This is a genomic window from Enterobacter cloacae complex sp. S3 (assembly GCF_014930495.1).
Classification (GTDB): domain Bacteria; phylum Pseudomonadota; class Gammaproteobacteria; order Enterobacterales; family Enterobacteriaceae; genus Enterobacter; species Enterobacter asburiae_B.
Genome location: NZ_JADBRD010000034.1, coordinates 47,190 through 49,920 on the forward strand (window position 1 = coordinate 47,190; position 2,731 = coordinate 49,920).

Sequence of the window (2,731 nt, forward strand, 5' to 3'; positions counted from 1 at the left end):
CCCAGCTGAGCTATAGCCCCATCGTAAAGCTGTCATGTTGACGGGCGGCATAATATGAATTCCACCGCGGAGTGTCAACGGCAAAATCAATCCCAGCCATTCAATCGCCGAAAAATCATGCAAATGAATCACTTTGCGAGCCTGCTCGCAGTCAGGAGTTAAGCCTGTCACGTTTTCACGTAAAACGGTGCTATAAAATGAGCCGTTAATTAACCCCACTGATATTCAGGAAATTGCATGATCAAGGAACGAATGACGCCAGAAGAGTTAGCCCTCCTCACTGGCTATAGCCGCCAGACCATCAATAAATGGGTACGCAAAGAGGGTTGGATTACATCACCAAAACCAGGTGTCCAGGGCGGGAAAGCTCGCCTGGTACATGTGAACGAAAAAGTCCGTGACTTTATCCGCAGCGCACGTCGGGCAACTGAAACGTCCGAACTGCCAGAAGGCGTCAGTCATGATAGTTCGCTTCACACGCTGCTCCTGACGCTGGCCAATGAAATGACGCCGGAAGAGCAGAAGCAGATGACATCGCTGTTAATGCGGGAAGGGATTACCGGATTGTTGCAACGTTTAGGGATTCGCGATCAGAACTGATATGAAAAAATTACGCAGCAAAATGACCACGGAAGAGCTGGCGGAGAGTTTGGGCGTTGCCAGACAAACGGTTAATCGCTGGATACGCCAGCAGGGATGGAAAACCGAAGGCCTCAACGGCGTGAAGGGTGGTCGCGCGCGGCTCATTCATATTGATGCGCGCGTGAAGGAACATATTATGAGCCTCCCGGCGATCCGTAACCGTCAGGCGGTTTACCATCTCGCTGAGGTCACCGCTTCATACAGTGAACCCTCTTCAAACCTGTCTCCGGGCATTATTGAGACGCTGGAGAGTATGACTCAGCCAGAGCAGAGGCGTCTGGACGCCTTATTGAAACGCGAAGGCATACACGGCTTTCTGACGCGGCTCGGTCTCACGGAATAAGAGGCATAAAAAAACGGCAGGTTAACCTGCCGTTTTTTATCTGAGGCGTAATTACTGCTGATTTTCGCGTTCAGCAATAAAGTCCAGCGCCTTGTTAATGCGCGCCACGCTGCGTGACTTGCCGATGGCGTGAACCGTCACATCCAGTGCCGGAGACTGACCCGCCCCGGTCACCGCAACGCGCAGTGGCATACCGACTTTACCCATACCGACTTCCAGCTCGTCTGCCGTCGCCTGAATGGCGTGATGCACATTCTCAGCGGTCCACTCAGTAAGGGCCGCCAGCTTGTCGCGCACCACTTCCAGCGGCTGACGCGCAACCGGACGGAGGTGTTTCTTCGCGGCGTCCGCGTCGAACTCTTCAAACTCTTCATAGAAGTAGCGGCAGCTTTCGGCAATCTCTTTCAGCGTTTTGCAGCGCTCGCCGAGGAGTTTCACCAGATCCGCCAGCTCAGGGCCAGTGCGGGTATCAATATTTGCCTGCTCAATATGCCACTGCAGATACGTCGCCACATATTCTGGCTGCATGGTGTTGATGTAGTGATGGTTCAGCCACAGGAGCTTGTCGGTATTAAAGGCGCTCGCTGATTTGCTTACAGAGCTCAGAGAGAACAGTTCGATCATCTCTTCGCGACTGAAGATCTCCTGGTCACCGTGGGCCCAGCCCAGACGCACCAGATAGTTCAGCAGCGCTTCCGGCAGATAACCGTCGTCGCGATACTGCATAACGCTTACCGCACCGTGACGTTTAGACAGTTTTTTCCCGTCGTCACCGTTGATCATGGAGACGTGCGCGTAGACAGGCACAGGGGCGTTCAGCGCTTTCAGGATGTTGATCTGACGTGGCGTATTGTTGATATGGTCTTCACCACGGACAACGTGGGTAATTTCCATATCCCAGTCGTCAACCACAACGCAGAAGTTGTAGGTTGGAGAACCGTCGGTACGACGGATGATCAGATCGTCCAGCTCCTGGTTGCTGAATTCAATTGGGCCACGGATCTGGTCGTCAAAGATCACCGAGCCCTCTTGCGGGTTAGCAAAACGCACTACGCAAGGCTCATCAGCAGCATGCTCGCTATGGTCGTGGCGGCAGCGGCCGTCATAACGCGGCTTTTCACCGTTAGCCATCTGCGCTTCACGCAGTTCATCCAGACGCTCTTTAGAGCAGTAGCATTTATACGCCGTGCCCGCGACCAGCATCTCATCAATGACAGCGTTATAGCGGTCAAAGCGTTTGGTCTGGAAGTAAGGACCTTCATCCCATTCCAGATTCAGCCAGTTCATCCCATCCATAATGGCTTCAATTGCTTCTGGCGTGGAGCGCTCAAGATCGGTGTCTTCAATACGCAGCACGAACTCACCTTTGTTGTGGCGTGCGAAAAGCCAGGAATAGAGAGCGGTACGTGCACCACCGACGTGCAGATAGCCTGTCGGGCTCGGCGCGAAGCGAGTTTTGATTTTCATGAAATGGCCTTACGTTATAAAGATGCCGGCAATCGGCAAATCCTGGGGAAAAAACGATGGGCAATATTCTATCACTGTGGGGGGATTCCTCAATGTTGATCCCTTTATCGTGACCTAGATTGCGATTTTTGTTTAGAAATCATGCGTCATTGCCCGTTTCGCGATCGTTTTGTTTAATTTTACGACGAACGAATAAAAACTTTAGAAAATGCGTTGACTCATTTTCAACTCTCCCTATAATGCGACTCCACACAGCGGGGGTGATTAGCTCAGTTGGTA

At 52.3% G+C, this 2,731-nt stretch carries 4 protein-coding genes; 2 read left to right on the forward strand and 2 right to left on the reverse strand.

The genetic code is table 11. From position 1 onward, the window contains the following. Positions 1-219, reverse strand: a 219-nt coding sequence (locus tag IM317_RS24010) for a hypothetical protein (RefSeq protein ID WP_227010957.1), incomplete at its 3' end; no start/stop codon positions are given. Between the two features lie 18 nt (positions 220-237). On the opposite strand from IM317_RS24010, the gene IM317_RS19130 reads away from it, so the two are divergent. After that, positions 238-600 (forward strand): YfeC-like transcriptional regulator, encoded by a 363-nt coding sequence (locus IM317_RS19130; RefSeq protein ID WP_033146143.1) that lies wholly within the window; start codon positions 238-240, stop codon positions 598-600. 1 nt (position 601) lies between these two features. Continuing rightward, entirely contained in the window at positions 602-985 is a 384-nt protein-coding gene (locus IM317_RS19135; RefSeq protein WP_033146144.1) for a YfeC-like transcriptional regulator, read from the forward strand. Positions 986-1,036: 51 nt separating this feature from the next. Here the strand turns inward: IM317_RS19135 and gltX are convergent, their stop codons facing one another. Further along, a complete protein-coding gene (gene gltX / locus IM317_RS19140; RefSeq protein WP_033146145.1) occupies positions 1,037-2,452 on the reverse strand; it encodes a glutamate--tRNA ligase in 1,416 nt (471 codons plus the stop codon). Positions 2,453-2,731 lie beyond the last annotated feature (279 nt).

Bases quoted from the DNA above. Each gene is read 5' to 3' on its own strand.
- IM317_RS19130 (WP_033146143.1), top strand. From the start codon at position 238: ATGATCAAGGAACGAATGACGCCAGAAGAGTTAGCCCTCCTCACTGGC.
- gltX (WP_033146145.1), bottom strand. From the start codon at position 2,452: ATGAAAATCAAAACTCGCTTCGCGCCGAGCCCGACAGGCTATCTGCAC.
- IM317_RS19135 (WP_033146144.1), top strand. From the start codon at position 602: ATGAAAAAATTACGCAGCAAAATGACCACGGAAGAGCTGGCGGAGAGT.